General features: G+C 67.9%; 19 protein-coding genes. 7 read left to right on the forward strand and 12 right to left on the reverse strand.

Annotated elements, in window-relative coordinates:
- Window positions 1-878: 878 nt before the first annotated feature.
- Both rng and AOZ53_RS26280 read left to right on the forward strand, forming a co-directional pair.
- Entirely contained in the window at window positions 879-2,342 is a 1,464-nt protein-coding gene (gene rng, locus AOZ53_RS26275; RefSeq protein WP_054434422.1) for a ribonuclease G, read from the forward strand.
- A 289-nt stretch (window positions 2,343-2,631) separates the two neighbouring features.
- On the forward strand, window positions 2,632-3,333 hold the full coding sequence (locus AOZ53_RS26280; RefSeq protein ID WP_054434421.1) for a DUF3053 domain-containing protein: 702 nt from the start codon (window positions 2,632-2,634) through the stop codon (window positions 3,331-3,333).
- Window positions 3,334-3,397: 64 nt separating this feature from the next.
- On the opposite strand, the gene AOZ53_RS26285 is transcribed toward AOZ53_RS26280, so the two are convergent.
- Entirely contained in the window at window positions 3,398-4,870 is a 1,473-nt protein-coding gene (locus AOZ53_RS26285) for a sensor domain-containing diguanylate cyclase (RefSeq protein ID WP_054490011.1), read from the reverse strand.
- A gap of 126 nt (window positions 4,871-4,996) precedes the next feature.
- On the opposite strand from AOZ53_RS26285, the gene AOZ53_RS26290 reads away from it, so the two are divergent.
- The gene (locus tag AOZ53_RS26290; protein WP_054490012.1) at window positions 4,997-6,142 is read left to right on the forward strand and encodes a GGDEF domain-containing protein; all 1,146 of its coding nucleotides are present in this window, start codon (window positions 4,997-4,999) and stop codon (window positions 6,140-6,142) included.
- A gap of 51 nt (window positions 6,143-6,193) precedes the next feature.
- Here AOZ53_RS26290 and AOZ53_RS26295 read toward each other — a convergent pair whose 3' ends face one another.
- From AOZ53_RS26295 to msbA, 3 genes are all read right to left on the reverse strand, one after another.
- Window positions 6,194-6,421 carry a hypothetical protein gene (locus tag AOZ53_RS26295; RefSeq protein ID WP_054434415.1) on the reverse strand — a complete coding sequence of 76 codons (228 nt, stop codon included), beginning with the start codon at window positions 6,419-6,421 and terminating at the stop codon, window positions 6,194-6,196.
- Window positions 6,422-6,566: 145 nt separating this feature from the next.
- The gene (locus tag AOZ53_RS26300; RefSeq protein WP_054434413.1) at window positions 6,567-8,384 is read right to left on the reverse strand and encodes a monovalent cation:proton antiporter-2 (CPA2) family protein; all 1,818 of its coding nucleotides are present in this window, start codon (window positions 8,382-8,384) and stop codon (window positions 6,567-6,569) included.
- A 51-nt stretch (window positions 8,385-8,435) separates the two neighbouring features.
- Window positions 8,436-10,211, reverse strand: coding sequence for a lipid A export permease/ATP-binding protein MsbA (gene msbA / locus AOZ53_RS26305; RefSeq protein WP_054434411.1), 1,776 nt, complete (start codon window positions 10,209-10,211; stop codon window positions 8,436-8,438).
- A gap of 108 nt (window positions 10,212-10,319) precedes the next feature.
- On the opposite strand from msbA, the gene AOZ53_RS26310 reads away from it, so the two are divergent.
- Genes AOZ53_RS26310 through AOZ53_RS26320 form a run of 3 tightly spaced genes read left to right on the forward strand, consistent with a single transcriptional unit; the run spans window position 10,320 to window position 12,349 of the window.
- Window positions 10,320-11,291, forward strand: a complete 972-nt coding sequence (locus AOZ53_RS26310; protein ID WP_054490030.1) for a glycosyltransferase family 9 protein — start codon at window positions 10,320-10,322, stop codon at window positions 11,289-11,291.
- 15 nt (window positions 11,292-11,306) lie between these two features.
- Window positions 11,307-12,074, forward strand: coding sequence for a YdcF family protein (locus AOZ53_RS26315; protein ID WP_006393900.1), 768 nt, complete (start codon window positions 11,307-11,309; stop codon window positions 12,072-12,074).
- A gap of 2 nt (window positions 12,075-12,076) precedes the next feature.
- Window positions 12,077-12,349, forward strand: coding sequence for a YkgJ family cysteine cluster protein (locus AOZ53_RS26320; protein WP_054490032.1), 273 nt, complete (start codon window positions 12,077-12,079; stop codon window positions 12,347-12,349).
- Between the two features lie 72 nt (window positions 12,350-12,421).
- Here the strand turns inward: AOZ53_RS26320 and AOZ53_RS26325 are convergent, their stop codons facing one another.
- Genes AOZ53_RS26325 through dnaE form a run of 7 tightly spaced genes read right to left on the reverse strand, consistent with a single transcriptional unit; the run spans window position 12,422 to window position 21,579 of the window.
- Window positions 12,422-13,570: a glycosyltransferase family 4 protein gene (locus AOZ53_RS26325; RefSeq protein WP_054490014.1), complete on the reverse strand. Its 1,149-nt coding sequence runs from the start codon at window positions 13,568-13,570 to the stop codon at window positions 12,422-12,424.
- On the reverse strand, window positions 13,545-14,270 hold the full coding sequence (locus AOZ53_RS26330; RefSeq protein WP_085943756.1) for a polysaccharide deacetylase family protein: 726 nt from the start codon (window positions 14,268-14,270) through the stop codon (window positions 13,545-13,547). The genes AOZ53_RS26325 and AOZ53_RS26330 overlap by 26 nt, the downstream gene beginning before the upstream one ends.
- A 17-nt stretch (window positions 14,271-14,287) precedes the next feature.
- Window positions 14,288-15,403, reverse strand: coding sequence for a glycosyltransferase family 4 protein (locus tag AOZ53_RS26335; protein ID WP_054434405.1), 1,116 nt, complete (start codon window positions 15,401-15,403; stop codon window positions 14,288-14,290).
- Window positions 15,400-16,155: a glycosyltransferase family 2 protein gene (locus tag AOZ53_RS26340; RefSeq protein WP_054434403.1), complete on the reverse strand. Its 756-nt coding sequence runs from the start codon at window positions 16,153-16,155 to the stop codon at window positions 15,400-15,402. Before AOZ53_RS26340 ends, AOZ53_RS26335 begins: the two co-directional genes overlap by 4 nt.
- Window positions 16,152-17,000: a polysaccharide deacetylase family protein gene (locus tag AOZ53_RS26345; protein ID WP_054434402.1), complete on the reverse strand. Its 849-nt coding sequence runs from the start codon at window positions 16,998-17,000 to the stop codon at window positions 16,152-16,154. The genes AOZ53_RS26340 and AOZ53_RS26345 overlap by 4 nt, the downstream gene beginning before the upstream one ends.
- The gene (locus AOZ53_RS26350) at window positions 16,997-18,088 is read right to left on the reverse strand and encodes a glycosyltransferase family 4 protein (RefSeq protein WP_054434400.1); all 1,092 of its coding nucleotides are present in this window, start codon (window positions 18,086-18,088) and stop codon (window positions 16,997-16,999) included. Before AOZ53_RS26350 ends, AOZ53_RS26345 begins: the two co-directional genes overlap by 4 nt.
- Window positions 18,088-21,579 (reverse strand): DNA polymerase III subunit alpha, encoded by a 3,492-nt coding sequence (dnaE, locus tag AOZ53_RS26355; RefSeq protein WP_054434398.1) that lies wholly within the window; start codon window positions 21,577-21,579, stop codon window positions 18,088-18,090. The genes AOZ53_RS26350 and dnaE overlap by 1 nt, the downstream gene beginning before the upstream one ends.
- A 129-nt stretch (window positions 21,580-21,708) precedes the next feature.
- Between dnaE and lpxO the strand changes: the two genes are divergently transcribed.
- Window positions 21,709-22,608 carry a lipid A hydroxylase LpxO gene (lpxO, locus tag AOZ53_RS26360; RefSeq protein WP_054434396.1) on the forward strand — a complete coding sequence of 300 codons (900 nt, stop codon included), beginning with the start codon at window positions 21,709-21,711 and terminating at the stop codon, window positions 22,606-22,608.
- Window positions 22,609-22,679: 71 nt separating this feature from the next.
- On the opposite strand, the gene AOZ53_RS26365 is transcribed toward lpxO, so the two are convergent.
- A complete protein-coding gene (locus AOZ53_RS26365) occupies window positions 22,680-23,975 on the reverse strand; it encodes an ABC transporter ATP-binding protein (RefSeq protein WP_054434394.1) in 1,296 nt (431 codons plus the stop codon).
- Window positions 23,976-23,979: the final 4 nt, after the last annotated feature.

The following is a 23,979-nucleotide window of genomic DNA, read 5'->3' on the forward strand; positions in this document are numbered from 1 at the left end:
CCTTGCCTACGACCTCTTCAGGTCTCACCAGGTTCGCACCCGGCTTTCTCTTTAGCAGCTATCGAAATATCAGGGTTAACCCTAAGTTTTCGGTAACTGCCAAGCCTGAAACTATAACACAACTTTTGCAGATTATGCAACCGGCTTTTGCCTAATTTGCACCCCATCTTGCAACCCCGCCGTTTCGTGAATCACTTCACTTCGCAGCAGCCCCGGATCGCTCCAGAGGTTGGTTACCGCCCAGTCGGCTTGCAACGTCGCTCAGACCACCCTACCGGGTAAACCCTGATTTGCCGTCACCAGCCAAGCCCAAGACTATAGCACAATTTTTGCAGGTTATGCAACTGGCTTCTGCCTGATTTGCACCACCTTTTGCAAAATTCGCTGACCGCTGGTTCGAGAGAGTCATTGCTGGCCCACCGCCTTGCTGCCCTGCGGCAGATCTGCTTGCCGTAGCGTTCAGATCCGTTGCACTTGCCTGGCCTCGCTGCTCAAAACTGCTTGAACTGCGAAGGAGCGAGACTATAGCACAGAATTTTGGGCTGTCACACGCCGGACGCAAAAAGTCTGATGAATTTGCAGACCGCCCGATACCTGGGCCCGCGGGTCGCCCTCTGCCTGCCCTCTGCCTGCCCGCCCTCCTCCCCCGCCCACGCACTTGCCCAATGCCGCGTCTCTCTATATAGATAGCGTTGTGCCCGCCTGCCCCACGGCGCGATCGCCAATATCCACGCGGCGCCTCCTGTCTATATATAGATAGGTCGTCTTGCCTGTAGGCTATTGCCTTGCTTGCCAGGCGCACCGGTACGTTTACTATTCGCCTTGCGCCGCACCGCCCTTACCTTGGAGAAGATGCCCCCATGCCCCCAACCATCGCGTTGAGCGAAGATATCCTGATCAACGTCACGCCCTTCGAGACCCGCGTCGCGCTGGTCGAGCAGGGATCGGTGCAGGAGCTGCACGTGGAGCGCAGCATCCAGCGCGGACACGTCGGCAATATCTATCTGGGGCGGGTGGTCCGGGTGCTGCCGGGGATGCAGAGCGCCTTCATCGACATCGGCCTGGAACGGGCCGCCTTCATCCATATCGCGGACCTGCGCGAGAACCGCGGGGAGCGCAGCCAGGGCCTGACGCCCACGCCGATCGAGAAGCTGCTGTTCGAGGGGCAGACCATCATGGTCCAGGTGGTCAAGGATCCCCTGGGCACCAAGGGCGCCAGGCTGTCGACCCAGATCAGCATGGCCGGCCGCATGCTGGTCTACCTGCCGCACGATCCGCACATCGGCATTTCGCAGAAGATCGACTCGGAGTCCGAGCGCATCCAGCTGCGCGAGCGACTGCAGGCGCTGATGCCGAGCGAGGAGAAAGGCGGCTTCATCGTGCGTACCCAGGCCGAGGGCGCCAATGACGAGGAATTGGCGGCCGACCTGGAATACCTGCGCAAGCTGTGGACCAGCGTGCAGGCGGCCGCCCGCACCCAGCCGGCGCCGGCGCTGCTGCACCAGGACCTGACGCTGGCGCAGCGGGTGCTGCGCGACATGGTGGGACCGTCGACCGGCAGCATCCTGGTCGATTCACGCACCACGACGGCGGCGATGCTGGAGTGGGCCCGCGTCTACACGCCTTCCGTGGTCGACCGCATCCAGCACTACAGCGGCGAGCGCCCCCTGTTCGATACCGCCAACGTCGACGAGGAAATCGCGCGGGCGCTGTCGCGCCGCGTCGACCTGAAGTCGGGCGGCTACCTGATCATCGACCAGACCGAGGCGCTGACCACGGTCGACGTCAACACCGGCGGCTTCGTCGGCGGGCGCAATTTCGACGACACCATCTTCAAGACCAACCTGGAGGCGGCCCAGGCCATCGCGCGCCAGCTACGGCTGCGCAATCTGGGCGGGATCGTGATCCTCGACTTCATCGACATGGAGGAACAGGAGCACCGCGAGACCGTGCTGGCCGAACTGAAGAAGGCGCTGTCGCGCGACCGCACCCGCATGACGGTCAACGGCTTCACGCAGCTCGGCCTGGTGGAAATGACGCGCAAGCGCACCCGCGATTCGCTGGCGCACCAGTTGTGCGAACCCTGCCCCATGTGCGAGTCGCGCGGCAACGTGCGCACGCCGCGCACGGTCTGCTATGAGATCCTGCGCGAGATCCTGCGCGAGGCGCGCCAGTTCAATCCCAAGGAATTCCGCATCCTGGCGTCGCAGGACGTGGTGGATCTGTTCCTCGAAGAAGAGAGCCAGCACCTGGCGATGCTGGGCGACTTCGTCGGCAAGCGGGTGTCGCTGGAAGTCGAGAGCACGTACTCGCAGGAAAAGTACGACATCATCCTGGTTTGAGGCCCGACGCCTTGCCGGCCCGCGGCCGGTTCCGCATCATTGCTGACACTGGAAAGCCGCGATCGCGGCTTTCTTGCCGTGGGCCTTCCCTATCGCGATCGTCGCCACTATCAGGTGCGGCGCAAACTTTCACGTCAATGTGTGTGATTTTTGTATCGCGACACTTCGATTGAAATGAAGTTTGAAACCGATGGCGACGGAGACGGCGACCCGATAAGCTCGCCACCGGCTGGCAGGCCCCGGGGTTGAGGGGCCGCGCCATTTCCCATGTTTTCCGGAGAATATCCCAATGAAATCCCTATTCCGTCCGTTCCTGCTGCTGGCCCTGGCCTTGCCGCTGGTGCTGGCCGCCTGCGGCAGCAAAGAACCCGAACAGCGCGCCGCGTTCACGCAGTTCCTGCAGACCCGCATCGTCGACAAGCCCGGCGTGCGCGTGCCGAAGCTGACGGAAGAAGAGAAGAAGTCGTTCGGCGACTACGCCGCGCACTATGCCGTGATCACCGATTTCAACGCCGCCATGGACGCGTCCGTGAAGCCGATGGGCAACCTGATGCAGAAAGGCGCCGTGCGCTCGCTGAACGATGTGATCGCGCGCCGCGACGACATCAAGACGGTGCAGGCCGCGCTCAAGGACATGGGCGAGGCGCTGGGCAAGGAGCAGGCCAAGGCGGATGCCGCCCGCGCGCAGCTCAAGCAGCCCGATGACCTGAAGGCGGTCTACGACAAGGCCTACGCCAAGACCGTCACGGTGCCCGCCGACACGTTCCGCGAAGTGCTGCCGCAGATCAGCGGCACGCTGGACAGCAGCCTGAAGGTGGCCGACTACGTGGAAGCGCACAAGGCGCAGATCGACCTGTCCGGCCCGATGCCCAAGGTGCAGGATCCGACGGTGCTGGCCGAGCTGAACAAGCTGCTGCAGGAACTGACCGCCCAGGCCCAGAAGGTGCAAGCGGCACAGACCCGCCTGCAGGCGGTGATGCTGGGCGGCTGAGAACGCGCCGCGACGTTTACCTGGACGGCCCTCGGGCCGTCTTTTTTTTGGGCGCGCGGCCACATCATGGGTCCGCCGCCACCACGCGGTTGCGGCCGGTCTCCTTGGCGCGATAGACGGCGGCGTCGGCCGCCTCGACCAGGGCGGCGGCATCCTCGCCCGCGCGCGGCACCATGGTGGCCACGCCGATGCTGACCGTCACGATGCCGCCCTCGTTGTCCTCGTGCTGCGCCCGCAGGCCGACCACGGCCTGGCGGATGTGCTCGGCGATGTCGATGGCGCGCTCGCGCGCGGTGTCGGGCAGCAGGGCGACGAATTCCTCGCCGCCGTAGCGCGCCGCCAGGTCGCGCGGACGCCGGGCCTTGCCGCGCAGGGTCAGCGCCAGCATCTTGAGCAACTGATCGCCTTCCTGGTGGCCGTAGCGGTCGTTGTACAGCTTGAACCGGTCGGCATCGAGAAACAGCAGCGACAGCGGTTGGCCGTCGCGCCCGGCGCTGGCCCATTCACGCGCCAAGGCCTCGTCGAAAGTGCGGCGGTTGGCGATGCCGGTCAGGCCGTCGGTCTGGGCTTCTCTTTCGAGCTGGCGTTCGACCGCTTCGCGCAGCCGCGTCTCGCGCCGGTACAGCACGATCTGCGCCATGACCGAGGCGAACAGCGCGAGCGTGATCGGGATGATCAGCATGGCCCGCCGCACCCACGGCTCCAGGACGTCGTCGACCGCCATCGCCACGTCGACGACCAGCGGGGTGCCCGGGACGCCGCCGAAGGTATAGAGGCGATTGATGCCGTCGGGCGCGAGCACGCCGACAAAGACGCCCTCGCGCCGGATCAGGAATTGCTGAAAATCCATGGCGTGGCCGATGTCGTCGCCCAGGTCACGCGAGGAATACGGCGTGCGCGCGATGACCGCGCCGTCGTTGCGGAAAATCGTGATGGCGTCGCGCGGGCCGATGGACAGTCCGGCGAAGCGCTCGCGGAAATAGGCCAGGCGCAAGGAACCGGAGACCACGCCGGCGAAGCTGCCGTCCGGGTGGGAGAGCCGGCGGCTGATGCCGATGCTCTCGTCGCCCCCGCGCAGGCGGCTCTGGTAGGGGCGGCTGATGTACATGCCGGCATCGGCCTGCTCGCGATGGACCTGGAAGAAATCGCGGTCGGCGAAGTTCACGTCGGGCGGCAACAGGCTCTGCGAGTCGTAGCGGATGTTGCCGTGCTGGTCCAGGATCAGGATGGTGCCCAGGTATTCGGCGCTGGCGGCGCGGTCGAACAGGAAGCGGTGCAAGGTGGCGCGCGGCAGCGTTTCGATGCCGGGTTCGTGCAGACGCTCGATGACGCCCTGCAATGACAGGTCGTAGACACGAATGGTGCGGCTGATATCGGCCGAGAGCGCTTCGGAGAGGTTGCTGGCGGAGACGTAGGCCTGGTTCCAGGTGGTGCGCCGGTCCATCCAGAGCAGCGCCATCGCGGCGGCACAGATGCCGATGGCGATCAGCCCCGCCAGGGCATACAGACTGCGGTGTAGTAACCCGTGGGACTTCAATACGGCGCTCCTTCGCTATCGCGGTAGGGGTCGTGCCATTTTTACCGGTCATAATGCCGCAAGGCCATGCGGGCAGGCAAGATGGCGCCAGCAGCGCCGCGCCCGCCGTTCCCATTTAACGAAGCTATGAATACCCAGGACAGGATTTACAGCGTACCCACCCGGCGGTTCACGCGGTGGCTGGTCGACCCCGGCCGCAACGTGCCGCCGGATATCCGCGTGGCGCTGGTGGGCGGCTTGTTCGGATCCTTGCCCATCTTCTTCGGCGGCATCATCAATACCCTGCTGGTGGCGGCGCTGATCACGCTGCGCCGGCCCGAACCGCCGTTCCTGCTGTGGCTGGCGATGGAGTCATTGATCTGCGCCACCCGCATCGTGGTGCTGGTGTCCGCCCGGCGCGCGGCGCTGGACCACCGGCCGACCCCGACCGACCTGTATGTGGTGCTGGCGTTGTTCTGGGCCGGCAGCGTGGGCTACGGCACCTTCATCAGCCTGACCAGCGGCGACTGGATCGCGGCGACGCTGGCCTGCCTGTCGGCGGCCTCGATGGTCGGCGGCATCTGCGTGCGCAATTTCGGCGCGCCGCGGCTGTCGGCGGCGATGGTGGCGCTGAGCGTGGGCCCCTGCGCGCTGGCGGCCCTGTTCACCCAGGAGCCGATTTTCTGGCTGGTGCTGGTGCAGGTGCCGCTCTACATGACCTCGATGTCGATGGCCTCGTACCGGCTCAACGGCATGCTGGTGTCGACCATGCTGGCCGAGCGGGAGAACGAGCGCCAGGCGCGGCAGGATTCACTGACCGGACTGCTGAACCGCTATGGCCTGCTGCGCGCGCTGGACCTGGCGGTGGGCCGGGCCAGCCAGGGCAAGGCCGAGTTCGCGGTGCTGTACCTGGACCTGGACGGCTTCAAGTCGGTCAACGACACCTACGGCCACGGCGCCGGCGACACGCTGCTCAAGCAGGTGTCCGAACGCCTGCTGGCGCTCAAGCCGCCGGGCGCCGAGGCCGGCCGGATCGGCGGCGACGAGTTCGTGCTGTTGATGCGGCTGGACGGCAACGAGGATATCCGGCGGTTTTCCGACCGGATCATCGACAGCGTCAGGCAGCCCTACGACCTGCAGCAGGCCATGCCGGTCTACATCGGCGGCAGCATCGGCATTGCGCTGATCCCGCGCCACGGCGCCGACACGGCCGCGGTGCTGCATGCGGCGGACCAGGCGTTGTACCTGGCCAAGTCCGCCGGCAAGAGCCGGGCGGCGATGGCCCAGCTCTGACAGCCGGCGGACAGGGCGCGCGCCCCCACGGCCACGCGCCCGCGCCGGCCTTCAGGACGCCGTGGCGGCGATCCGGAAGGGAAAGGCCTTGGCGCCGCGCGCCTTGTCGGTTTCGCGGTGGGCGCTGATGGCCCAGGCCGGGCCGGCTCCACGCGTCGACTGGACCAATTGGCGCATCGCGCCGGCGGAAAATCCGCAGTGCAGGGTCATGGCTTGCCGCCGCGCAAGCTCAAGCCCGACAGCGTGCGGGGTCGTGGAAATCCGATCGGATTGCAGCATGGCAGGCCCCTGGCAGAGGCGCTTCGGAAGTGAAGCGCCGATGGAGACCAATCTACCTCAGCCGCTCAGGCTTGCGCGTGAAATGAAGCGTAAAGTAATGAAAAGACGCTGTAATACATCATCCAAAAGACCTGTCATACGCCGGTCATGCCGGCGCACCAGGCTCGGCGTGGCCGGAAGGCGCCACGGTTTCCCGGTCGGCCTGGTCGTTGCGGCCGTCGGCCGGGCCGGTCATGTTGCCGTACAAGAGCGAGCGCCCGGCGAACAGGCCCCCCGCCACCTCCAGCGCGAACCGGTCGGTGTCGCGCTTGCGCACGTCCGCCACGACCTCGGCGGCTTCGTCCGGCGGCACGCCGATGACGCGTAGCGCCGCCTCGCCGAACACCAGGGCGGATTCCAGGGTCTCGCGCACCTGGTAGTCGACGCCCTCCCTGACCAGCGCCAGGGAATGGATGCGGTCATAGGCCCGCACCACCAGCTGCACCAGCGGGAATTCGGCCTTGATCAGCTTGACCATGTGATTGACCGACTGCGGATTGTCGATGCAGATCAGGATGACCTTGGCGGTTTCGGCGCCGGCGGTGCGCAGCATGTCGATACGGGTTCCGTCCCCGTAATACACCTTGACGCCCCATTTGGCGGCGGCGCGGATGGCGTCGGTGTCTGTATCCAGGATCGACACCTTGATGTCGCGCGCCAGCATCGCCTGGGTCACGATCTGGCCGAAGCGGCCGAAGCCGACGATCAGCGCGCAGCCGTCCAGGTCCTGGGCGACATCCACCCCTTCCATCGACGGCACCGGCTTGGGCAGCAGCCAGCGCAGCGCCAGCACGCACAGCGGCGTCAGCGCCATGGAGATGATGACCACCGCGATCAGCACGGCGGCCAGGTGCGCGTCGAAGATGCCGGCGGCGGCGGCGGCGCCGTACAGCACGAAGGCGAATTCGCCGCCCTGCGCCAGCAGGGCCGCGCGGGTCAGCGCCTCGGCGTGGCTGGCGCGCAGCAGGCGGGCGACCAGGTAGACGCCCACCGACTTGACCACCATGAACACCACCACGCCGGCCAGGATCAGCTGCCATTCGCGGGCCACGGCGGCCAGGTCCAGCGACATGCCCACGCCCAGGAAGAACAGGCCCAGCAGGATGCCGCGGAACGGTTCGACCTCGGCTTCAAGCTGGTGGCGGAAGGTGGATTCGGACAGCAGCACGCCGGCCAGGAACGCGCCCATGGCCATCGACAGGCCGCCGAATTCCATCAACAGCGCCGCCCCCAGCACCACCAGCAGGGCCGCGGCCGTCATCACTTCGCGCGCATGCGCGGCGGCCAGCAGCCGGAACAGCGGATTGAGCAGCCAGCGCCCGGCCGCCAGCAACGCCAGCACGCAACCGAGGGCGATGGCCGACTGCCGCCAGGGATCGCCATGCTCGCTGGCGCCGGCCGGCGCCAGCAGCGCCACCAGGGCCAGCAGCGGCACGATGGCCAGGTCTTCGAGCAGCAGGATGGAAACGATGCGCTGGCCCTGGGCGCTGGCGGTCTCGTCGCGCTCGGCCAGGATCTGCATGACGATGGCGGTGGACGACAGCACGAAGCCCATCGCCGCCATGAAGGCGGCCGGGCCCGACAGGCCGGCGGCCAGGCCGACCGCGGTCAGCAAGGCGCCGCAGGCCAGCACCTGGGCCACGCCCAGGCCGAAGATTTCGCCGCGCAGCTTCCACAGCCGCGACGGCTGCATCTCCAGGCCGATGATGAACAGGAACATCACCACGCCGAGTTCGGCGACGTGCAGGATGGATCGGGGGTCGGAGAACCAGCCGATGCCGAACGGGCCGATGGCCAGCCCGGCGGCCAGATAGCCCAGGACCGAGCCCAGGCCCAGGCGCTTGAACAGGGGCACCGCCACCACCGCGGCCCCCAGCAGAACGACGACGTTGACGAGCTGGTTGCCTTCGGCGGGCAGGGACATGGGCGGCTCCTGGGTGGCGGCCTGGCGCGGCGCGCGGGGCGCCGCGCGGGATCAGTCTTCGCGGAACTGCATCTTGTAGAGCGAGGCGTACAGGCCGTTGGCGGCCAGCAGCTCGGGATGCGCGCCCTGTTCGACGATCTTGCCGGCGTCGAGGACGATGATGCGGTCGGCGTTCTGCACGGTCGACAGGCGGTGCGCGATGACCAGCGTGGTGCGGCCCTTCATGAGGCGCTCGAGCGAGGACTGGACCTGGCGTTCGGATTCGTTGTCGAGCGCGGAGGTGGCTTCGTCGAGGATCAGGATGGGCGCGTTCTTGATCAGGGCGCGGGCGATCGCCAGGCGCTGGCGCTGGCCACCGGACAGGCGGGCGGCGTTCTCGCCGACCGGGGTGTTGATGCCCTGCGGCAGGCCTTCGACGAATTCCAGCAGGTTGGCGGCGGCCAGGGCGTCGCGCACCTGCTGCTCGCTGGCCTGGCCGAGCGCGCCGTAACCGACGTTGGCGGCGATGGTGTCGTCGAACAGCACCACGTCCTGGCTGACCAGCGACAGGTGCGAGCGCAGGCTGCGCAGCTTCAGGTCGTTGATCGGCACGTCGTCGACGAAAATGGCGCCGCTGTCGGCCAGGACGAAGCGCGGCAGCATGTTGACCAGCGTGGTCTTGCCGCTGCCGGAACGCCCCACCAGGGCCACGGTCTGGCCGGGCTCGACGATGAACGACACGTCATTGACGGTGTCGCGGTCGGCGTCGGAGAAGCGGTGGGTGACGTTGCGGAACTCGACCTTGCCGCGCACCGGCTCGGGCAGCTCACGGGTGCCGTCGTCGCCTTCCGGGACCTGGTCGATCAGGGTGAACACGCTTTCGGCCGACACCAGCATCTTCTGCATGCGGGCGGCCAGGTTGGTCAGGCGCTTGATCGGGTCGAAGATCTGGGCCAGCGCGGCCATGAAGGAGGCGAAGCTACCGACGGTGAGCGCGCCGTTGTTGGCCTGGCTCAGGGCCACGGCGATGACCGCGCCGACCGAGATCGAGATGCAGACCTGCGTCAGCGGCGTCAGGGCCGCGTCGGCGGTGGCGGTGCGCATGGCGAAGCGGCGCAGGCGGGTGCTGACGAAATCGAAACGGCCGCGTTCGACCTCGTATCCGTCGAACAGCTTGATGACGCGCTGGCCGTCGATGCCCTCGCTGACCACGCGGGTCAGTTCGGCGTTCATGTTGACGGTTTCGCGGTTGATGCGGCGCAGGCGCTTGATGAAGACGCGGGCGATCAGCACCGAGACCGGCAGCATGATCAGGATGATCAGCGTCAGCACCCACGACATGTACAGCAGCACGCAGATCAGGGCGATGACCACCAGGGTCTCGCGCACCAGCACCGTGATGACGTCGGTGGCGTAGCCGGTGACGTTGCCGGCGTCGATGGTGAAGCGGTTCAGCAGGCGGCCGGTGTCGCCACGCTTGAAGTCGGCGTCGGGCAGGCCCAGCAGGCGTTCGAACATGTCGCGCCGCATGCCCAGCAGGACATTGTTGGCGACCCAGGCGAGCAGGTAATCGCTGAAGAAGTTGCAGACGCCGCGCACGAAGATCAGGCCCACCACCGCCAGCGGCAGCGCCCAGACATAATAGGGTTTGGCGCCCGAAAAGCCCTCGTCCAGCAACGGCTTCATAATGACGGCCAGCGTGGGCTGCGTGGCGGCGGCGCCGGCCATCAGCAGGGTCGCCAGCACCAAACCCTTCCAGTAGGAGCCGACCCGGCTGTAGATACGGCTCCAGAGTTCAGCTTTGACGGGCTGGGAGCCCGCAGGCGCGTTGCGTGCGGCAGAATTCAATGGAATCACTCGCTTTTATACAATTGTGCCCCGGATTGTACTGGCTACGCGTTACCGCGCGGGGCCGGGCGTCCCCCCTTCAGCCTCTATCGCGCCGTGCGCCTGTCCATGTCCGAAATCAGTTGCCTTTACGTCCGCCTGCCCAATTGGGTGGGTGATGTCTGCATGAGCCTGCCCAGCCTGCGCACCCTGCAGGCCGCCGGCCTGCCCCTGGTGATCTGCGCCCGCCCCTGGGCCCGGGACCTGTTGGATGGCATCGAGAAACGGGAGTTCCTGCCGATGCTGGGCAAAGTGGGGCCGGATCGTGCCAAGGTCAGCGCGCACCGCCGCTCGCTGGGCGCCGAAGGCCGCCGCGCCCGCGGGCTGCTGCTGCCGGACTCGCTGTCGAGCGCGCTGGTGTTCCGGCTGGCGGGACTGCCGTCGGCCGGCTACCGTGACGATGGCCGCAGCTTCCTGCTGCGCTGGCCGGTGGCCAAGCCGGACGCCGGGCTGCACGCGGTGCAGTCCTGGCACCACCTGACCCGCGAGGCGCTGGCGCGCTGGGGACTGCCGACCGGCCCCGCCGAACCCGGCCCGACGCTCGACCTGCCGCTGACGCCGGCCCACCAGCAGACCGCCAGCCTGGCCCTGGAGGCGGCCGGCCTGGCCGGCCAGCGCTTCGTCCTGATCGCCCCCACCGCGACCGGTCTGCACAAAGGCAAGGTCAAGGTGTGGCCGGGATTCGATACACTTACCCGCACGCTGCAAGCCCGGGGCCATACCGTGGTAATGTGCCCCCCTCCGGCGGAAACCGAGGAAGCCCAGCGCAATGCGCCCACGGCGCAGTTGCTGCCTCCGCTGCCGCTGGGCGCGTTCGCCGCGTTGACGGCCTGCGCGGCGTTGGTGATTTGCAACGACTCCGGCGTCTCGCACGTGGCCGCCGCGGCCGGCGCCCGCGAGCTGACGCTGTTCGGCGTCACCCGCCCCGGCCGCACCGGCCCGTGGTCGCCGCGGGCGGTATGCGTCGGTTCGGAAACGGCCTGGCCGTCCATCGAAGAGGTGGAACGGCAGGCGGGCCAGTTACTGGACGGCGCGCAGTAAACGCTTAGTTTTGAAATGACCATCATGTCCAGCTACCTCACGAATCTGATCATCCCCTACAACCTGTGCCTGACCCTGGTGGTGATCGGCCTGGTGCTGGGCCTGTTCCGCCTGCGCAAGACCGGCGGCGCCCTGATCGTCGCCGGCCTGCTGTGGGCGCTGGCCTGGTCGCTGCCGGCCACCTCGCTGTGGCTGGGCGGCGCGCTGGAAAGCCGCTACCCGCACCTGCCGCCGACCGAGTCGCCCACGGCCGACGCCATCGTGGTGCTGGGCGGCAACACCGCCAATGGCCGCGCCAACTGGTTCCTGCCGTACGACAAGGACACCGCGGTGGTGCGCGTGGACACCGCCGCGCAGCTGTATCTGGCCGGCCGCGCGCCCAAGGTGGTGCTGTCCGGCGGCGCCCTGGAAGGCGACGTCAGCGAGGCCCGCGGCATGGCCCACGCCATCCGCCAGCAGGGCGTGCCGGAATCGGCCCTGATCCTGGAAAACGCCAGCCGCACCACCTACGAGAACGCGGCCCTGACCGAAGACCAGCTCAAGACCCGCGGCATCGGCAAGGTGCTGCTGGTGACGTCGGCGCTGCACATGCCGCGCGCCATGGCGGCCTTCTCCAAGCAGGGCGTGGTGGCCATCGCCGCCCCCGCGCCGCCGCAGATCGTGGCGCCCACCGACGGTTCGCTCAACCGCTGGCTGCCCGACCAGCGCACCTTCGACGCCAGCCGCTCGATCATCAAGGAATACGCCGGCCTGTTCGTGTACTGGCTGCGCGGGTGGGTCTGAGCATGGCGACGGCGCTGGCCTGCCGGCCGGGATGCGGCGCCTGTTGCATCGCGCCGTCGATCACCCGGCCGATCCCGGGGATGCCGGATGGCAAGCCGGCCGGCGTGCCCTGTATCCAGCTGCTGCCGGACATGCGCTGCGCGATCTTCGGCCAGCCGTCGCGACCCGACTTTTGCGGCGGACTGCAAGCCCAGGCCGAGATGTGCGGGCCGGACCGCGAATATGCCGTGCGCTGGCTGGGCGACCTGGAACAGGCCACGGCGCCGGCGCACTGAAAAGCACAACGGGACCTCACGGTCCCGTTGTCGTTTCTGGCGCGGGCTTCACGGCCTCACCCTCGCCCGTCGTCAGGCGCGCTCGGCCAGCACCGCGTGGTACAGGTCCTCGTAGCGCGCCGCCACGGTTTCCCAGCTCTGGTCGCGGGCGATCGCCAGGCCGCGTTCGGACAGCGCCGCGCGCAGCTCGGGTTCATCACCCAGGCGTTGCAGGGCCTGCGCCAGCTGCGCCCCGTCGCGCGGGTCCTGCAGGATCAGCGCGTCCTTGCCGGCCGACAGATATTGCGCGAAGCCGCAATAGGCCGGCGAACTGACCACCACCGGCAGGCCATGCGACATGGCTTCCAGCGGCGCCATGGCGTAGCTGTCGTTGAGCGTGGGATGGGCGTAGATGTCGGCCGCGGCGAAATAGCGGGCGACCTCGGGCGTGGGATCCACCAGCGTGACGCGGCTGGCGACCGCGCCGGCCGCGCGCACGCGGTCGCGGGTGGCGTCGTCGGCGCCCACCACCAGCAGGCGGTACGGCGCGGGCAACAGCGCCAGGGCGTCGAGCAGCGCGGGCAGGCCCTTGCGCAGCGGATTGCGGGCCACCAGCAGGCAGCCGATGGTGGCGTCGTCCCAGCCGAGTCCGGCGCGGGTGGCGGCGCGGGCCGCGGCGGCCTCGGGCGCGGGCAGCTTGACGCCGGGCGCGATGATCTCGACCGGCAGTTGCGGACCGTAGCTTCGGTGCAGCTGGTCCATGATCAGGCCCGACACCGCCACCACGCGCCGCGCCGGCGCGCGGCGCACGCGGAATTTCTCCAGCAGCAGATAGGTGGCCAGGCGCGGGCTGAGCCAGGCCAGCGCGCGCTTGACCGGCTTGACCCGGGTCAGGCGGTTGTAGCGCACCGGCGTGACGTGCATGACCTGGATTTCACCGGCCCAACCGTTCATGTGCGAATGCACGATGTCGTAACGGCCGCGCGTCAGGCGATCGGCCTTCCAGGCGAAATACAGCACTCGCATCCAGCTGGGCAGCCAGCCGGGAAAGCGCACGGGCAGGAAGGGAAACGGCAGATCGCTGTCGAAGTCGCGCGCCACCACCGAGACGTCGTGGCGCTCGCCCAGCACGCGCATGAGTTCGACGCCGTAGGCCTCGGCACCGCCGAAGCGGTTGCCGAAACGGTCGACCAGCAGTGCGATGCGCAGCCGCCGCTCAGCCGCGCCCGCGGATGTCTTCATAGCGCGTCAGGCATTTCTGCAGGAAACGGAAGATGCCGGTCGAACGCGACACCGTCACCCGCGGCAGGCCGAAGGGATCGTCGCTGGCGTTGGCCAGGCCGCGCTTGGTCAGCGTGGCGTTGTCATAGCCCGCTTCGCGCGCCATGACCAGGTGCTCCGGGCCATGGTCGCCATAGGGGTAGCAGAAGGCGGTGACGGGCGCGCCCAGCACCTGCTCCAGCGCGTCCTTGGACTCGACCATCTGGCGGCGCGCCTCGTCGGGCGTCATTTCGGGCAGATGGACGTGGTCCAGGGTGTGCGAGCCGACCTCGTGGCCGGACGCGGCCCACTGGCGCATCTCGTCGACCGTCATGAGCGGCGAGAACGGGATGCCGATCTTGGCGTCCCAGACGTTGCCGCCGTCGAACTGGTTGGCCACCAGGTAGTTGGTGGCGGTGAAGCCCAGCTTGTCCAGCACCGGCATCGCGTTCTGGACCACGTTGCGGTAGCCGTCGTCGAAGGTCAGGCCGAACACCTTGCCACGGCGCTCGCCGCGCACATACGGCATGACGTCGCGCATCGACAGGCCGCGGTAGCCCAGGAAGCGCATCCAGCGCATCTGGCGCGCGAAATCGTCCGGGTGCACCGTCAGGCCGCGGAACGGCGTGCCCTTGGGATTGGGCTCGCCGATCTGGTGGTACATGAGAATTGGGATAGACATGGCGCGATTATAGAGGCTCAGTGTCCGCCCAATGTACGTTGGTAGACGTCGACCGTGGCTTGCGCGAAACGCGCCAGGTTGAAGTCGCGCTCGGCGGTCTGGCGGGCGTTCGCCCCCATGGTCCGCACCTGCGCCGGGTCATCCAGCATGAGGCGCAGGCGCGCGGTCATGGCGGCCACGTCGCGCACCGGCACGATCCAGCCGTCGACGCCGTCGGTCACGTTCTCGGGCAGGCCGCCGGCGTCGGTCACCAGCGCCGGCAGGCCCAGGCCCATGATCTCGCGGCAGGCGAACGACAGCGCCTCGCGGTACGACAGCACGAAGCCGGCGTGGCACGAGGCCAGCGCCGCGCGCACGTCATCGAGCAGGCCGGGGAAACGCACCTGGTCGATCATGCCAAGCTCGCGCACGCGATCGAGCTTGGCCTCGGACGGCGGGTCGCCGGCCACCAGCAGCAGCACGCGCTCGCGGTCGCCCGGCGGCAGCGCCGCCACGGCGGCCACCAGGTCGAGCCAGCCCTTGTCGTAGTCGGTGCCGCCGGCGCTGCCCAGCAGCAGTTTGCCGCGCCAGTCCGGGCCGAAGAAGATTTCGCGCAGCTTGTCCAGGCTGTCGGGCGGCGGCGGCGCGAAAAAGCGCGTGTCGATGCCGTGCCGGATGGTGGTGATGGGCCGCTTGCCGTAGGGCGAGGCCGCCAGCAGGCCATGGATGTAGTCGCTGACCGCGATGCTGTGGTCGGTGGCCAGCGCCACGCGCAGCTTGTGGCCGAAGCTGGCGACCGGATGGTCGTTGTGCTTGGTGAAGACGATGCGCGGGCGGCGCGGCATGGCCAGCGTCGCCAGCATCACCTGCTTGTGGTCGGCCGAGCCGTTGGCGTGGATGATGTCGAAGCGGCCGTCCTTGATCAGGCGGCGCAGCCGCGCGCGGTCCTTGAACCAGGACGACGGCCGCGTGGTGTAGCGCATTTCCACCACGGTCACGCCCGGGATCGCCTTGGCGTAGCGGTACAGGCGGCTGGTGGCGGGCGCGGCGACCGTGATCTGGTGCTCGGCGGCCAGGGCGCGCGCCAGGTTGATGATGTAGGTGACGTGCCCCCCGCCGTTGTTGGCGTGGAAGTTGGTGTAGAGGATTCTCACTTGTTCTTCTCGGCCAGGAACATCAGCTTCGAGTAGCGGAAGAAACTGCCCGAGGCGGCTGTCACCGCCAGCACCAGGCCATGGCGGCCGTCGAGAAAGCCGCGCCGGATCAGGTAGATGCGCACGAAGGTCCAGAAGCTGTGGCCAAGCGCGCCGAGCACGGAAGTGCGGCGGCCCTTGGCGTACATCATGGCGGCGGCGTCGGACGAGTAGCGGTTGATCTTGGTGATCAGCGCGTCCAGGTTGTCGTACGGGTAATGCTGGAAGTGGCCTTCGAGCCGCAGCGGCGCGCGGCCGTCGGCCGGCACCACGCGTTCGTGCACCACCACGTCGTTGAAACGCGCGGCGCCGCGCTTGAACAGGCGCAGCACGTAATCGGGCCACCAGCCGCTGTGGCGGATGTCGCGGCCGCAGAAGTTCGACAGGCGGGCGATCTCGTAGGCGTCGCCGCGCGGCGCGGCGAGGGTGGCCTGGATCTCGCGGGCCAGTTCGGGCGTGACGCGCTCGTCGGCGTCGATCGACAGCACCCAGTCGCCGGTGGCCAGGTCGAGCGCGCGGTTCTTCTGCGGGCCGAACCCGGGCCAGTCGGCCGTCACTTCGACCCGCGCCCCCAGGGCCCGCGCCAGCTCGACCGTGCCGTCGGTGCTGCCCGAATCCACCACGATGAGCTCGTCGGCGAAGGCGACCGACTTGAGGCAGTCGGCGATGTTGGCCGCTTCGTTCTTGGTGATGACAATGACTGATAACTTCATCCGCGATTCCTAAGACGCTTTTTCCAGGCTTTCCAGGCGTGATAGCGCGGCCCCCAGAAGGGATCGCGCGACAGCCAGATGCGCCGGTTGAGCCAGCTGCCGCCCTGGTTGCGGACCGCGAAGCGGTAGATGTGCCCGGGATCGGCGCCGGGCGCATTCTGGCCGAACGGGTCGGTCGTGTACAGGTGGCGGAACCCGGCCTGGCGGGCGGCCGCCACGTAGTCGGCGTCGAAATAGCCCTGCGGCCAGCAGAGGTGGTCGCTGGCCTGCCCCAGCCGGCGCGTCAGCGTCTCGCGCGAATCGGCCAGTTCCTGGGCGATGTGGGCGCGCTTGGCGTCGACGTCGGCGCCGCAGACCTTGTCCCAGCGCGTGTGGGTATGGGTATGCGAATGGAATTCGAAGGTGCCGGCGGCGCGCATCGCCTCGATTTCGCTCCAGCGCAGCATGACGTCGTCGGCGCGGCCTTCGGCGATCAGCTTCTTGCTGGCGTCATGGTCGGGCGTGGCCGGCAGCGGCAGGCCCTGGCCGGCGTGCGGGCGCACCGGCCCGTCGCCGATCCAGCCGGTGATGGTGAACAGCACGGCGCGCATGCCGTGGCGCGCCAGCACCGGATGGGCGTGGACCCAGTTGTTGAGATAGCCGTCGTCGAAGGTGATCAGCACCGAGCGCTCGGGCGCCGGCGCGCCGGCCAGATAGGCGGCGAACTGATCGGTCGACAGCGACTGGTAGCCGGCGCGCGCCAGGCGCGCGATCTGGGCCTCGAACACGTCGGGCATGGCGTTGATCATGCCGCCGGCCGGCGTGACGTGGTGGTACATCAGCACCGGGACGTTGGGCGCGTTCATCGACGCCGCTCCGCCAGCCAGCGGGTGTAGACGGCCTCGGTGGTCTCGGCCAGGCGGGCGGGCGAGAACACGCCCTCTTCCCAGACCATCTTGCGGCCGGCCTCGCCCATGCGCTGGCGCAGCGCGGCGTCGTCGATCAGTCTTTCGAGCGCGGCGGTGAGCGCGGCCGGGTCCTTGGGCGGCACCAGGATGCCGGTTTCACCGTTGCGGAACATCTCGGACACGCCGCCGACGTCGGTGCCGATGACCGGCAGGCCGCTGGCCTGCGCTTCGACGTAGACGGTGCCGGACGCCTCCTGCTGGGTCGCCAGCGCGAACAGGTCGCAGCCGGCCAGCAGGTTGGGCACGTCGCGGCGCGTGCCCATCAGGTGGATGCGGTCGGACAGGCCGCGTTCCGCCACATAGGCCTGGGTCTGCTCGAACACCGGCGAGCCGCCGCCCACGAACACCAGGTGCAGCTTGGGCCGGGTCGCCATCAGCGGCGCGATGGCGTCGATCAGGTCCTTGTGGCCCTTGGTGGCGCGCATCACGGCGACACAGCCGACCACCAGGTCGTCCGGCGCCAGCCCGAGCTCCTCGCGCAGGGTCGAATGCTCGACCGGCGGCGGCAGCACGATGGGCGAATAGACCGTAGCGACGCGGTCGGCCGGCACGCCGCGCTCGATCAGGTGCTCGCGCACGTGATCGCTGACGGTGGTGACGCGATGCGGCAGGCGCGTGTACGACCAGAGCGAGCCGACCTTGTTGGACAGGTGGCGGGTGCGCACGATCAGCGGCGTGCCCGCCAGGCGGCCGGCGGCCGCGGCGATCACGGTGTCGCGCCGGCTGTGGGTATTGAGCACGTCGAAACGGCCCTCGCGCAGGATGCGGCGGATGGTGGCGACGCCCTTCAGGTAATTGACCGGCCCGTCCATCTCCAGCGTGTGGACGGTGAAGCCGGCGTCCGACAGGCGCTCGGCCAGCAGCGCGTTCGGCTGGCAGATGGCTTCCAGGTGATGGCCACGCGCGCGCATGGCGTTCATCTCCTTGAAGATACGGCCTTCCTGGCCGCCGAAACTGGTGGCGGCTTCCGAGTGGACGATGCGCATCAGTACGTGACCTCCACGCCGTTCGGCTTGGTCCAGGCGTTCAGGTTCTCGAGCAGCGTGTCGGCCATGCGTACGCGCCATTCCTCGCCCAGCCGCACCGTGCAGAGAAAATTGTTCTTGGTGTAGACGATGTCCACCGGCACGCCGGGGATGCCGTTCTCGGGCTCGGCGCGGAACGGGTTGAGCATCTGGCGCAGGCGCGCGGCGTCGGCGCCGCCGTTGAGCTTGACGCGCAGCGACTTGGCGCGCGCCTCGCGCGCCAGCTGCAGGTCATAGAGCTGCTCGGCGACGATGCGCATGCCGCCCGAGTAGTCATCGTTGCTGACCTTGCCCTGGACGATGACCAGCTGGTCTTCGCGCAGGCGGTTGCGATGCTTTTCGTAGAGCTCGTTGAAGACCGAGATCTCGACCTGCGCGGTGCCGTCGTCCAGCACCGCGAACACCATCTTGCCGCGCCGGGTCATCATGACGCGCACGCTGGCCAGCACCCCGCACATCCATTGCAGGTCGCGCTGCGGCTCGACCCGCGCCAGCTGCATCGGCACGATCTGGCGCACTTCGTCGCGCCAGGCGTCGAACAGGTGGCCGCTGTAGTAGTAGCCCAGCGCCGATTTTTCCTCGGTCAGCTTCTTGTGCAGGTCCCACGGCGCGACCTTGGCCAGTTCGCCGGCCACCACGTCGCTGCTGTCGTCGCCGAACAGCGAGGACTGGTTGGCGCTGCGGGCGGCCTGCTCGGCCGCTTCCATGGCGGTCGGCACCGAGGCCAGCATGGCGGCGCGGTTGGGTTCGATGGTGTCGAACGCGCCAGCCTTGATCAGGGCCTCGATGGTGCGGCGGTTGACCGCGTGCTTGCTGACGCGGCGGCAGAAGTCGAACAGGTTCTGGAACGGGCCGCCTTCCTTGCGGGCGCGCAGGATGTCCTCGACCGCGCCCTGGCCGGTGCCCTTGACCGCCCCCAGGCCGTAGCGCATGGTGCGCGGCGGCTTGCCCTTTTCGGTGTACCGGTCGGCCACCGGCTCGAAGCGGTAGCCCGAGAAGTTGACGTCGGGCGGCAGCACCTCGACGCCGTTGTCCTGGGCGTCACGGCAGAAGATCTGGACCTTGTCGGTGTCGTCCATGTCGGAGGACATGGTGGCGGCCAGGAACTCGGTCGGGTGGTAGGCCTTGAGCCAGGCGGTCTGGTAAGAGATCAGCGCGTATGCGGCCGAGTGCGACTTGTTGAAGCCGTAGCCCGCGAACTTCTCCATCAGGTCGAACAGCTTGACCGCCAGGTCGGGGTCGTGGCCCTTTTCCTTGGCGCCCTGCTCGAACAGCTCGCGGTGCTTGGCCATTTCCTCGGGCTTTTTCTTGCCCATGGCGCGGCGCAGCAGGTCGGCGCCGCCCAGCGAGTAGCCGCCGATGATCTGCGAGATCAGCATCACCTGTTCCTGGTAGACGATGACCCCGTAGGTGCTCTTGAGCGTGCTCTCCAGATCGTTGTGGAAGTAGTCCACCGCGGCGCGGCCGTGCTTGCGGTTGACGAAGTCGTCCACCATGCCCGATTCCAGCGGCCCCGGACGGTACAGGGCCAGCATGGCGATGATGTCTTCGAAGGTGTTGGGCCGCAGCTTCTTGAGCAGCTCCTTCATGCCGCGCGATTCCAGCTGGAACACCGCGGTGGTGTTGGCGTCGCACAAGATCTTGTAGGCGGCCGGATCGTCCAGCGCCAGCGCCATGACGTCGAAGTCGCGCTTGTCGGCGTTGAACTGGCGCACGTAGCGCACGGCCCAGTCCAGGATGGTCAGGTTGCGTAGGCCCAGGAAGTCGAACTTGACCAGGCCGGCGGCTTCGACGTCGTCCTTGTCGAACTGCGACACCGCGCTGTTCTCCTGCCCCGCCTGGCAATACAGCGGGCAGAAGTCGGTGAGCTTGCCGGGCGCGATCAGCACGCCGCCGGCGTGCATGCCGATGTTGCGGGTCAGCCCTTCGAGCGGCTTGGCCAGGTCGACCAGCGCGCGCACTTCCTCTTCCTGCTCGTAGCGGTCCTTGAAGGCCGGCTCGTCTTTCAGGGTGCGTTCGAGCGACCACGGATCCATCGGGTTGAACGGGATCAGCTTGGACAGGCCGTCGCAGAACATGTAGGGCATGTCCAGCACGCGGCCGGCGTCGCGCACCACGGCCTTGGCGCCCAGCGTGCCGAAGGTGGCGATCTGGCTCACGGCGGCGCGGCCGTACTTTTCCTTGACGTAGTCGATGACCCGTTCGCGGTTGTCCTGGCAGAAGTCGATATCGAAGTCGGGCATCGAGACCCGCTCGGGATTCAGGAATCGCTCGAACAGCAAGTCGTAGCGGATCGGATCCAGGTCGGTGATGCCGAGCGCGTACGCGACCAGCGAACCGGCGCCCGAGCCCCGGCCCGGGCCGACCGGCACGCCGTTGTTCTTGCCCCAGTTGATGAAGTCCTGCACGATCAGGAAGTAGCCCGGGAAGCCCATCTGGATGATGGTCTTGCATTCCCAGCGCAGGCGCTCGTAGTACTGCTCGCGCTTGGATGCGCGCTCGGCCTCGTCCGGGAACAGGAAGGCCATGCGCTTTTCCAGGCCCTCTTCGGACAGCTGCACCAGGTAGTCGTCCAGCGACACGCCGTCGGGCGTGGGGAAATTCGGCAGGCGCGGCTTGCCCAGCACCAGGCTGAGGTTGCAGCGCTTGGCGATCTCGACCGTGTTGGCCAGCGCCGAAGGCACGTCGGCGAAGCGGCGCGCCATTTCCTCGGAACTGAGCAGGTACTGCTCTTTGGTGAAGCGGCGCACGCGGCGCGGGTTGGCCAGGATCTCGCCTTCGGCGATGCAGACGCGGGCCTCGTGCGCCTGGAATTCGTATTCGTCCAGGAACTGCACCGGGTGCGTGGCCACCACTGGCAGGCCGGCCTCGGCCGCCAGGCGCATGGCGGCCTGGGTGTAGGCTTCGTCGCCGTCCATGCCGGCGCGTTGCAGCTCGATGTAGTAGCTGCCCGGGAACAGGTGCGCCCACTGGCGCGCCAGCGCCAGCGCCGAGACGGCGTTGCCGGCGTCCAGCGCCTGGCCGACGTCGCCGCCGCGCCCGCCCGACAGCACGATCAGGCCGTCCTGGCCCTGCAGCCATTCACGGCGGATCTCGGCGCGGCCCTTGCCCTGATTGGTCAGGAACGAGCGCGACAGCAGTTCGCACAGGTTCAGGTAGCCCTGGTGGTTGCGCACCAGCAGCAGCACGCGGAATGGCTTGGCCGGATCCTCGTCGTTGCTGAGCCAGACGTCGCAGCCGGCGATGGGCTTGATGCCCGCGCCGCGCGCGCCCTTGTAGAACTTGATCAGGCCGAACAAGTTCGACAGATCGGTCAGCGCGACGGCCGGCTGGCCCAGCTTCGCGACGCGCTTGATGAGGTCGGGGATGCGCACGATGCCGTCCACCACCGAGAATTCGGAGTGGACACGCAGGTGAACAAATGGGGACGGGTTTGTTACGGCTTCGGACATAGGAAGAATTGTACCTAGTCGGAAGACCGAAAACCGCCCTTTGGCCGATTCGGCCGCCGCCCGCCGGGCGCCCCTGTGTAACAATAGGCGGTTGGACCTGACTCACCTGCCGCAGGACGAGATTTACGTATGAAATGGCTGATTCCCGGGATCTGGCTCGCCGCCATCCTGTTCGCGCACTTCCGTGGCCGCGTCAAGCTGCCGCTGGGCCGGCAACTGCTGGACCACTCGGTGCTGCTCGCGCCGGTCAACGCCTTCATGGTGCTGAGCTCGCGCGTGCCGTCGACCCCCTACCTGACCACCAGCGAGATCGCCGAGCTCAAAGTGCTGGACGACAACTGGGAGACGATCCGCGACGAGGCCCTGCAGATGGCCGAGATGCGCCGCATCAAGGCTGCCGACAGCCACAACGACATCGGCTTCAATTCGTTCTTCAAGTACGGCTGGAAGCGCTTCTACCTGAAGTGGTATGACGCCCGCCACCCGTCGGCCGAGGAACTGTGCCCCAAGACGGTGGCCATCCTGAAGACGCTGCCCAAGGTCAAGGCGGCCATGTTCGCCGAGCTGCCGCCGGGCGGCAAGCTCAACGCCCACCGCGATCCGTTCGCCGGGTCGCTGCGCTACCACCTGGGCCTGGCCACGCCCAACGACAACGGCTGCCACATCATCGTCGACGGCGAAACCTACAGCTGGCGCGACGGCGAGAGCGTGGTGTTCGACGAGACCTACGTGCACGAGGCCTACAACCACACCGACCAGAACCGCATCATCCTGTTCTGCGACGTCGAGCGGCCGCTCAAGTGGGGCTGGGCCGAGGCCTTCAACCGCTGGTTCGGCCGGGTGGTGATGTCGGCGGCCAGCTCGCCCAACGACGGCGGCGACCAGACCGGCGCCATCAACAAGCTGACCCACGCGCACTGGGTCATCGACCAGAAGCGCAAGGCCTTCAAGGCCTGGAACCGCAATGTCTACAAGGCCACCAAGTACGGCCTGATCATCCTGGTGATCGCGGGCTTCATCGCCCTGTGATCGGGCCGACCGCGCGGATCGCGCGGTCATCACGCCACCACGGCGGGCCGGACGGCCCGCCGTTCCCCACCCTACCCCGCGTCGCGTTCCGGCAAGGTCAACAGGCCGGTGTGGTAGTCATAGCCGTAGATCTCGCCATAGCGGCCCCATTCCACCGCGATCTTCAGCACGCGCTCGGCTTCGTCGGGCTTGAGGAACTCCTCCAGCGAATCCAGGAAGTTCTTTTCCGGCAACTCGCCGGCGGGTTCCTGCTCCAGGCTGTGGCGGATGTGCGCGGCCAGCGGCACGTGCGCCAGCAGCTGGCGGCCGAAGATGGCCTGCTTCTGGCCCTGGTCGGCCTGCACGTAGCGCTGGCCCAGCGGCGTCAGGAAGATGTCGCCCTTGTCGATCTGGGCCAGTCCGAACAGACCCAGCGCTTCGCAGGCCGGCAGCAGGTCGTCGTCCGAGATCTCGGCTTCCTCGGCCAGCTTGGGCAGGTCGGCGCGGCCATTGAACGGCGCCTCGGCCAGCACGTCCAGCACGCCTTCCATGCGCTCGACTTCGGTCTGCGGAAAGCGGTAGCCCAGGCCCTGCTGGCGCGGCGTCGGCACGTCGTGCGCCGGGCGCTGCGTCATCAGCGCGTAGACCTCGTCGATCAGCGCCCGCACCTGCGGCGAATCGGCGTTGCGCGGCCGCGGCAGGCCGATCTGCACCTGGCTGCGGATGCGGCCCGGATCGCTGGAGAACACGATGATGCGGTCGGCCATCATGACCGCTTCCTCGATGTTGTGCGAGACGATCAGGATGCCCTTGGTCGAGATGCGGCTCTCGTCCCACAGTTCCAGCATGTCGTCGCGCAGCGTTTCGCCGGTCAGCACGTCCAGCGCCGAGAAGGCTTCGTCCATCAGCAGCACGTCCGGGTTCATGACCAGCGCGCGGGCGATGCCGACGCGCTGGCGCATGCCGCCGGACAGTTCGCGCGGCAAGGCGCCGCCGAACCCGCCCAGGCCCATCAGGTCGAGCACCGCGTCGGCGCGCTTGGCGCGTTCGGCCGGCGCCACGCCCTGGGCTTCCAGCCCCAGCTCGACGTTCTGCTGCGCGGTCAGCCACGGGAACAGCGCGAACGACTGGAACACCATGGCGATGCCCGCCGCCGGGCCGTACACCGGCTGGCCGCGGTAGGTGACGGTGCCCTGGTCGGCATTGACCAGGCCCGCCATGATGCGCAACAGGGTCGACTTGCCCGAGCCGGACTTGCCCAGCAGGGCCACGATCTCGCCTTCGTGCAGGATGAAGTCCACGTGTTCCAGCACGTTGCGGGCAGTGCCGTCGGCGGCGCGGAACGACTTGCCGACATCGTGCAGTTCGATCAGGAAATTGGAATTCATGAAG

Source organism: Achromobacter sp. 2789STDY5608621, from assembly GCF_001299375.1.
In the GTDB taxonomy this organism is placed as follows: Bacteria; Pseudomonadota; Gammaproteobacteria; order Burkholderiales; family Burkholderiaceae_B; genus Achromobacter; species Achromobacter insuavis.

Coding starts and splice junctions, on each gene's coding strand:
- AOZ53_RS26290 (WP_054490012.1), top strand. CDS start 4,997: ATGAATACCCAGGACAGGATTTACAGCGTACCCACCCGGCGGTTCACG.
- AOZ53_RS26280 (WP_054434421.1), top strand. CDS start 2,632: ATGAAATCCCTATTCCGTCCGTTCCTGCTGCTGGCCCTGGCCTTGCCG.
- lpxO (WP_054434396.1), top strand. CDS start 21,709: ATGAAATGGCTGATTCCCGGGATCTGGCTCGCCGCCATCCTGTTCGCG.
- AOZ53_RS26350 (WP_054434400.1), bottom strand. CDS start 18,088: ATGCGCATCGTCCACTCGGAAGCCGCCACCAGTTTCGGCGGCCAGGAA.
- AOZ53_RS26295 (WP_054434415.1), bottom strand. CDS start 6,421: ATGCTGCAATCCGATCGGATTTCCACGACCCCGCACGCTGTCGGGCTT.
- dnaE (WP_054434398.1), bottom strand. CDS start 21,579: ATGTCCGAAGCCGTAACAAACCCGTCCCCATTTGTTCACCTGCGTGTC.
- AOZ53_RS26315 (WP_006393900.1), top strand. CDS start 11,307: ATGACCATCATGTCCAGCTACCTCACGAATCTGATCATCCCCTACAAC.
- AOZ53_RS26340 (WP_054434403.1), bottom strand. CDS start 16,155: ATGAAGTTATCAGTCATTGTCATCACCAAGAACGAAGCGGCCAACATC.
- AOZ53_RS26330 (WP_085943756.1), bottom strand. CDS start 14,270: ATGTCTATCCCAATTCTCATGTACCACCAGATCGGCGAGCCCAATCCC.
- AOZ53_RS26325 (WP_054490014.1), bottom strand. CDS start 13,570: ATGAAGACATCCGCGGGCGCGGCTGAGCGGCGGCTGCGCATCGCACTG.
- AOZ53_RS26365 (WP_054434394.1), bottom strand. CDS start 23,975: ATGAATTCCAATTTCCTGATCGAACTGCACGATGTCGGCAAGTCGTTC.
- AOZ53_RS26345 (WP_054434402.1), bottom strand. CDS start 17,000: ATGAACGCGCCCAACGTCCCGGTGCTGATGTACCACCACGTCACGCCG.
- AOZ53_RS26300 (WP_054434413.1), bottom strand. CDS start 8,384: ATGTCCCTGCCCGCCGAAGGCAACCAGCTCGTCAACGTCGTCGTTCTG.
- AOZ53_RS26320 (WP_054490032.1), top strand. CDS start 12,077: ATGGCGACGGCGCTGGCCTGCCGGCCGGGATGCGGCGCCTGTTGCATC.
- AOZ53_RS26310 (WP_054490030.1), top strand. CDS start 10,320: ATGTCCGAAATCAGTTGCCTTTACGTCCGCCTGCCCAATTGGGTGGGT.